The sequence below is a fragment of the Nostoc sp. NOS(2021) genome (assembly GCF_017115025.1).
Lineage (GTDB): Bacteria > Cyanobacteriota > Cyanobacteriia > Cyanobacteriales > Nostocaceae > Nostoc.
This window is the reverse complement of record NZ_JABXKM010000025.1, coordinates 24,055-30,961: the sequence shown is the minus strand read 5'-3', so window position 1 is coordinate 30,961 and position 6,907 is coordinate 24,055. Positions and strand designations below refer to the sequence as shown.

Sequence of the window (6,907 nt, the reverse complement as noted above, 5' to 3'; positions counted from 1 at the left end):
GGGTGGGGTGCAATGACTATGGGAATCACAACTAATTACCCGGACATGATATCACTTAAGAAATTGTTAACAGATGTAGGGTAAAAGCCTTCGTAGTGTACTTTAGCCGTTATGTTTTGCAACAATTTATACCCTAGTATCTGACAAATATTGTTGTGTTGTTTACCCTTAGATAAATACCAGCAGTTCTAGATCCGGCTTTAAGGTGATTATTTGATATGTAAGCGATGCCTGCGGCGGGCTACGCCTACACGATATAAACTCTTCGCAACCGCCAAATCTTGCCTAAAGACAGTAATAGCAAGACTTTCAGACTTGTGGAATAAAAGTCATACAGCTAAAGAAGCAGGTTAAGTTAACTACTCGGAATTTTTTTTGTAAAGCGGATTTTCACCAAATGTCAGGATTTGTTGACTTTCTTAATATTTCTTGAGATAATTTCAGGATATGTAGCGTCAAAATAAAATAGTTCCGTATAGCAAACTACAAAATCCTAGCCACAAGTCTAATTTATGTCATGTTTGTTCCTAATTATTAACGGGAACACTATCTAAGTGTTAATTTGTGAGTAAAAACCATGAGTGTGAATACGGTGCCTTCTATCAATTACTATTCTCTAGATGTGATTCAAGACGAAGCACGCCGACTGGTGCAAAAGGGAATGGTTAGCCGACAGCAGCCAATATATACCCTCTGCCAATACATTCCAGCGAGAGAGTGGGTTTGTGTTGAATGTGAATTAGAGAAATGTGACTTTTTGTTACGCGATCGCATTGGCGACCTAATTGGTCGTGAACAGTGGGACAATGACTAATCAATGTTTGATTTCGGATTTGGGATTGGGAGTTTGTTTTCGATGTGTGGATGTCACAATCAACGATTCAACGCCCAATCTGGGGGATAATCTCTGGTTTTTGATGAGCATTGCCCCATACAGAATCTTGCGTTTTTCATTAACACAGAAGCATTAGAGTCTGAATTTATATAACTTTTCAAGTTAAAGAAGGCATCGGAATTAATTGTTTTGTATATCTGGTGCTACAACTTGAGTCTAGTATGTAGATTCTGTGACGTTCCTACATTGATCCGATAGGTAAGTGTAGGAACTTCACTTTTGACTCGCAATTCATTTCAGGAGTGCTGAGTCCTGAGTCATGAGTCCTGAGTAAGAAGTAATGAGTAAGAAGTAGTACTTATGAATTTTCCCACTCAGTAGGAGCGCGAGAAGTCGGAGCGAAAAATGCGGTCTTTTCCCAAGGGGAGAAGAGGAGCAATTTTCCAAGAGAGCGGCGGCTGACGCTGTTGGCGCAGCCCGCGGTAGGCATCTGAACTTCTCCCTTGGCGCTAGCCTCTCCATTTGGGAGAAGGGGAGCCACTGCGTTGCGGGGGTTCCAAGAGTTGTAGCAAGTGGCGTGAGACCCCAAGGGCGAACGGTGACTCACTACTCAAAACTGATTTGATACTGAGTGGGATTATTGCTTTTTTTACTCTAAGCCGAGTTCTTGGGTACGGGCTAAACCTTAGCTATCCGCTAACAGCACTGTTTCGGTGAACTATTATCCTACTTGCTCTAAATACTGATTAATGTCTTCAATGATCCGGGTAAGTTCAGCTTCCGTAGTCAAGCGGATGTTGACGTTACGGACAGTCAGCAAAACTTTGGCTGCGAAGGGAGTTGGCCAGATATTAGGATTACAAAAAATTTCTAAAAATACTTCACCCGTATAACGATATTCCAGGGGAGACTGGGGAGTAACTCTACCGCCCCCAGGAGTGGGTTTAGCGGCAACAGCTTTCAGGCGCTCCATCAGTTGATCCGTCGCTGTCTTTAATTCTCGTGCTGCTTGGGGTGAAAAACTGAAGGAAACAGAACCTTCAATTAGGTTCAATGTTAGAGGAGTTGAAGACATATGTTTTTTTATTAAAACTTCTTGATAAGTACTTATATTACCGGAAGGAGGGGTCTGAATCCCACTCTGATAGTTCCCGATGTCTTCTTCAAAGACTACTAGCGCTAGCTTGGGGTATTGTGATATGGCGATCGCACCAGAAGCAATACATGCGATCGCTACTTCTGTTCCAGGTGTAATTAACTGTCACAGGACTTACGCATTGACAATAAATAGTAAATATGTGTAACGTGAATAACCACATCTTTCGTAGGGGTAAAGCATTGCTAAACCCCTACAGCATGGTCTATTTACGATCAAAAAATAATTAATCAAAGCCTGAAACAACCTATTTTTGTTAATGCACATCATGATGATTTTGTACAGTGCGTAAGTCCTATGTCATGCGATCGCTTCTCGCGGTGTTCTTGGTCGTCAAGTGTTTATTGAAATGCATTTAATAGTAGATGCACCAGACGTAGAAACCGCGCACCACATCACCGAAGAAGTAGAAAGCCGATTAGAAGAACGGTTCTGTCCAGTGAGGATTTTAATTCACGTCGAGCCACCAGCATATAAGTCTGAGCAAATTAGCTTTGAAACTGGAACGAAATAGTCTAAGCAATTCCAAATCATCCCCTGTTCAAATGTAAAGCAACGCCTTTTAGAGATGAAACAGTTCTGTCCTTAAAAAGTTGTTATTACCAACATTTTTTCACAAACCAACACCTCAGCAAAAATGATGTTGTAGCACCTTGATTTCTTCATTTAAAATATGATGAGGAAGATGAGAAAAGATCAGGGAAATAACAAATAACGACCGAAAAATGACTGCATCTTTGTGTTAACTCTTATAAGAAGCAACCAAATTTGCGACGATCGCAACTAGTTCTCCTGGATCAACTGGTTTAGCCACATGATTTTGAAAGCCCGCTTCCAGGGCCAGGCTACGATACTCGCTATCGCCATAGGCAGTTAAGGCGATAGCGGGAAGTTTTCCACAAATATCAGGCTTCAGCGCTCGGATCTTGCGGATGAGGGTGTAGCCATCTTCACCAGGCATAGCAATATCACAAATCAAGACATCTGGTTGCAACTCTGGTAGTACTTTCAATGCTACCACTGCCGATGCAACTGCCATAACGGTGGCTCCATCAGCTTCCAACACGGTAGTAATGTAAAAGCGGCTATCATCATCATCATCAACTACGAGGATGTTTAAGCCAGCAAGGGGGAGAGCAGGTTCCATAACATCTCCATTAACGTTGATCAAATGAAAGTTATTTCTAATGAGCTGCTTGTTTTTGTCCCTGTAACCACACCATTGGTAATTTTACTGCGATCGCGCCTATTTTCCTAGACAATAACTCAATTCGTCCAACCACTATCTAATTGATGGTTAATTATTCGCTGGCATTTATAATTATTGACTGGATAAAATTATGTTAGTGTTTAAATTCCTTTACATTTAAAAAATTAACTTTAAAGAATAGTTGGAATTCCAGAATAATCTTGCTAATTACTGACTGCTTTATTACTATAGCAATCCTAAATCATTCGTGAACAACGAGATCCCCGACTTCTTAGAGAAGTCGGGGATCTGAGTCTTGTGATTTTCACAAAAGCGAAAGTTTACCTACCTTTAACAAGGGGCTTAAGCTCTTTGTTGTCTGGTTAATTGAGATGGTAGCTAGATTTAGACCGTGCTGTACTAGGCTTTATACCTGACTCTTGAGTTAAAAAGTTATACCTGATTAACTTGCAAACTACTGCAAGGGATCTCAACCATTGCAAAGAGTGATCAGCTTTTAGTTAAGTCAACTCAAAACTTGATTACTCCCATTCAATGGTTCCAGGCGGCTTAGAGGTGATGTCATAAACCACCCGATTCACCCCTTTCACCTCATTCACAATCCGAGTGGAAATCACTTCTAGGACATCGTAAGGGACTCTGGCCCAATCAGCAGTCATGCCATCTTCACTGGTAACAATCCGCAAAACAATCGGGTAAGCGTAAGTACGTTGATCCCCCATAACGCCAACACTACGAATTGGCAGCAATACAGCAAACGCTTGCCAGAAATCATGATACATGCCGCGTTGGTTAATTTCTTGCCGTACAATCAAATCGGCATCGCGCAAAATGTTTAACCGCTCAGATGTGACTTCCCCCAGGATGCGAATTGCCAAACCAGGCCCAGGAAAAGGTTGCCGTTGGACAATTTCTTCTGGTAAACCAATGGAACGCCCAACTTTGCGGACTTCATCTTTAAATAGTTTCCGCAGTGGTTCCACCAATTTAAATCTTAGGTCTTTGGGCAAACCGCCAACATTATGATGACTCTTAATTTTCACCGCTACCCGCTCACCAGTTTGGGGATCAACGTTGGTGTCAGCAGATTCGATCACATCTGGATAAAGAGTCCCTTGAGCCAGATAGTCAAAGTGACCGAGGCGCTTGGATGTTTCCTCAAACACACTGATAAATTCGTGTCCAATACGGCGGCGTTTTTCTTCAGGATCTGTGATATCAGTAATCCTAGCTAAAAAGCGATCGCGGGCATTAACATACTCTACAGGAATGTGAAACTGCTCTTGGAACAGCTTTACCAATCGCTCTGGCTCATACTTTCGCATAAAGCCTTGATCAATAAATACGCAAGTTAGTTGGTCGCCAATCGCTTTATATAGCAAGAAGGCCAGGGTAGAAGAATCCACTCCACCAGACAGCGCCAATAGCACGCGCTTCTGTCCAACTCTGGTGCGAATTTCTCGAATTGCGTCTTCGACAAAAGCCAATGTTGTCCAAGTCGGTTCGCAATCGCAGATATGATAGACAAAATTACGGATTAATGCTATACCGCCAATAGAATGCACCACCTCTGGATGGAACTGAACGCCGTAAAGTTTCCTTTCGTGGTTGGCAATCGCAGCACAGGGAGTATTTTCTGTATGTGCCAGCAATTCAAACCCTGATGGCATTTGGGTAACTGAGTCTCCATGACTCATCCACATGGTAGTACCATCTTCGACATTAGTGAGTAAATCTGTGGGATCATCAATATATAATGAAGCTTTGCCGTACTCAGCTCGATCGGCCTTTGCCACTTCCCCACCGAGTTGGTTCACCATCAGCTGCATCCCATAGCAAACACCCAAGACGGGTATTCCCAAATTCCAGATTTCTGAGTCACAATGGGGAGCGTTATCACCATAAACCGAACTTGGGCCACCTGAGAGGATGATTCCCTTAGGATTGAGTTGGCGCAAATGTTCAGAAGTAGTGCGATAGGACAAAACTTCAGAGTATACTTGAGTCTCGCGGATGCGACGGGCAATCAGCTCAGAATATTGAGAGCCAAAATCTAGAATTACAATCAATTGGCGATCAAGTCTCCCAAAATTTTCCAATGTTTGGGGCGCTTGTTCTGTTGGTAGAGTCACCGCTGTATTCATGACGGGAGAGTTATATCTGTTAAGGATAAATAGATGCTTTGTGGTCTATGCTGATGCTATTATTCAGCCTGGGCAGGCTGATAATGGTATAAAGAGCCTTGACGAACGCGAGTTTATGTGCGTTTGTCTAGTCCCTGAGTCGGAGATGGTATTAAAACGATAAACTTATCCGAGAGTGGTTACTTAAAAGACTATTTATTTGGATTGTTTACGATTATTCATAATAAATTAACATAATTTTCCCATCAACAGACCAGCAGTTTTACTCTTCACGATAATTTTGCGATCGCGATCAAAGAGGATAGAGCCACAGACTGTTACTCCTGTGCTGCTTTCGCTATGGCTTTGGATGTATTCTTGAGAACGAACATCAATGGTTTCGGCGATCGCAGTGTAAACTTGATTTACCCAATCACTACCAGTTGCAGCATCTAGCGATCGTAAATGTGTTAGTGCGGCTTCGGCAGTCGCACTGTTAAACACAGCTTGGATATCCGGTGATTTTAAACCTGCGATCGCACAGTGCGCCGCCAAAATTTCCCGCCGTCCATCAGCCAAGTAGTGATGGGTGTGAAAAATCCCTCCAGCCAGTTTCATCAGCTTACCGTGATAGCCAAATAATAAGATTTCTTTCACACCCAGCACATCAGCTTCTACTAACATTGGGCCGAGCCAGTTAGCAGTTTTGACCAATTGCTCAGGATTAATCCCTAGTTTACGCGCCAAATCTAGGCCATTCTCGCCGATGCAGAATACTAAGCTCTCAAAACGACTGGCTTTATTTTGTAATTCAGCCCGAAAAACGGCAAGTTGATCTGGTGTACTTAAGGGTTGAGAAATGCCGGTTGTGCCTAAAAGGGAAAGTCCTTCAACCACACCAAAGGCAGAATTGGAGGTGCGAACAGCAAGCGATCGCCCTTCAGGTAGAATAATCGTCACCGTGATTTTTTCCCCAGGTGCTAGCATCCGTTGCAAATTCTCTTGCAACAGCCTTTGAGCGTAAGCATAAATAGCTGGCTTGTGATCAGCATTTAATTGCCTACCAATCCCTTCCCCACCTTTAATAATTACTGCCTCATCACCCTGTTCTCGCCATTCCACCAATGCCCAAATCGGTGTATCTTTAGTCAGGTCAAGATTATCACCAGGATCGCTGCGGGCGATCGCTAAAGCCATACTTTCAGATAGTCCTGCTACCTGTTCAATTGGGATTTCTGCGATTTGATCTGGTTCAATCAAATCTACAGACGCAAATTTTAGGGGTTGGCGATCGCGTAACCAATGTAAAGCTGCAAGAGCAGCAGCACAGGCAAAGACGGGAAGTGTGTATCCAGAACGGGACATTTTTTAAATTTAAAAGTCAAATAATTCTTCAAAATTGTACTTTTACAGGGAAGCAAGCGATCGCGCAGCGTCACGAAGTGAAGACAGTTTCAGAGGGCAATTTAGACCCTAACTGTAGCTTGCTTCCTTCAGGGTAACGACTGAGCTAATCGGATGGAGATAACCTTTGCATCTGAGCAGACCGGATTGGTAGGTTCCGGTGCAGCACCTTGTTTTGC

Annotated in this window: 6 protein-coding genes and 1 pseudogene; 3 read left to right on the top strand and 4 right to left on the bottom strand. The window is 43.0% G+C overall.

What is annotated here, in order from left to right:
• The first annotated feature begins 577 nt into the window (after positions 1-577).
• The gene (locus tag HWQ41_RS01890; protein WP_062297131.1) at positions 578-814 is read left to right on the top strand and encodes a DUF4327 family protein; all 237 of its coding nucleotides are present in this window, start codon (positions 578-580) and stop codon (positions 812-814) included.
• 742 nt (positions 815-1,556) lie between these two features.
• On the opposite strand, the gene HWQ41_RS01885 is transcribed toward HWQ41_RS01890, so the two are convergent.
• Positions 1,557-1,910, bottom strand: a complete 354-nt coding sequence (locus HWQ41_RS01885) for a hypothetical protein (RefSeq protein ID WP_292759475.1) — start codon at positions 1,908-1,910, stop codon at positions 1,557-1,559.
• 79 nt (positions 1,911-1,989) lie between these two features.
• On the opposite strand from HWQ41_RS01885, the gene HWQ41_RS01880 reads away from it, so the two are divergent.
• A complete protein-coding gene (locus HWQ41_RS01880; protein ID WP_292759485.1) occupies positions 1,990-2,139 on the top strand; it encodes a hypothetical protein in 150 nt (49 codons plus the stop codon).
• A 150-nt stretch (positions 2,140-2,289) separates the two neighbouring features.
• Positions 2,290-2,505, top strand: a pseudogene (locus tag HWQ41_RS01875) (cation transporter dimerization domain-containing protein); the annotation flags it as partial.
• Positions 2,506-2,733: 228 nt separating this feature from the next.
• Here the strand turns inward: HWQ41_RS01875 and HWQ41_RS01870 are convergent.
• From HWQ41_RS01870 to cbiD, 3 genes are all read right to left on the bottom strand, one after another.
• Positions 2,734-3,138 carry a response regulator gene (locus HWQ41_RS01870; protein ID WP_292759473.1) on the bottom strand — a complete coding sequence of 135 codons (405 nt, stop codon included), beginning with the start codon at positions 3,136-3,138 and terminating at the stop codon, positions 2,734-2,736.
• A gap of 584 nt (positions 3,139-3,722) precedes the next feature.
• The gene (guaA, locus tag HWQ41_RS01865) at positions 3,723-5,345 is read right to left on the bottom strand and encodes a glutamine-hydrolyzing GMP synthase (protein ID WP_292759472.1); all 1,623 of its coding nucleotides are present in this window, start codon (positions 5,343-5,345) and stop codon (positions 3,723-3,725) included.
• A 228-nt stretch (positions 5,346-5,573) separates the two neighbouring features.
• Entirely contained in the window at positions 5,574-6,689 is a 1,116-nt protein-coding gene (cbiD, locus tag HWQ41_RS01860) for a cobalt-precorrin-5B (C(1))-methyltransferase CbiD (protein WP_292759471.1), read from the bottom strand.
• Between the last annotated feature and the right edge of the window lie 218 nt (positions 6,690-6,907).

What these genes read in the sequence shown, in the direction of transcription:
- cbiD (WP_292759471.1), bottom strand. Translation starts at nt 6,689, where the DNA reads ATGTCCCGTTCTGGATACACACTTCCCGTCTTTGCCTGTGCTGCTGCT.
- HWQ41_RS01880 (WP_292759485.1), top strand. Translation starts at nt 1,990, where the DNA reads ATGTCTTCTTCAAAGACTACTAGCGCTAGCTTGGGGTATTGTGATATG.
- HWQ41_RS01870 (WP_292759473.1), bottom strand. Translation starts at nt 3,138, where the DNA reads ATGGAACCTGCTCTCCCCCTTGCTGGCTTAAACATCCTCGTAGTTGAT.
- guaA (WP_292759472.1), bottom strand. Translation starts at nt 5,345, where the DNA reads ATGAATACAGCGGTGACTCTACCAACAGAACAAGCGCCCCAAACATTG.
- HWQ41_RS01890 (WP_062297131.1), top strand. Translation starts at nt 578, where the DNA reads ATGAGTGTGAATACGGTGCCTTCTATCAATTACTATTCTCTAGATGTG.
- HWQ41_RS01885 (WP_292759475.1), bottom strand. Translation starts at nt 1,910, where the DNA reads ATGTCTTCAACTCCTCTAACATTGAACCTAATTGAAGGTTCTGTTTCC.